1 protein-coding gene is annotated in these 255 nt (G+C 67.5%); it reads right to left on the minus strand.

The genetic code is table 11. The annotated features are described in order from the left end of the window. On the minus strand, positions 1 to 255 hold a 255-nt coding region (locus ACZ9XP_RS18065), incomplete at both ends, for a hypothetical protein (protein WP_465188977.1).

Below are 255 nucleotides of genomic sequence, written 5' to 3' on the forward strand. Positions count from 1 at the left end.
GGGTCGGCCACCTCGCCGTTGCCGCCGCCCTGCTGCGCGGTTTGTACCGCCTGGTAGCCCGCCAGCCCGGCCTTGACGCTTTGCAGTGCGGCCAAGCGGCTGTTGTTGCTGTTACCTGCAGCCTGGGCGGCGCTGACGGCGGTTTGTGCGGCGTCTACCACGCCACCGCTGAGCGCCACGGTGACGCCGCTTTGCTTGCTGTAGCTGGATGTCTGCTGGGTTTGCGTGTGCTCGGCGTGTTCGATGCGCACGTTT

This window comes from Vogesella perlucida (genome assembly GCF_979366545.1).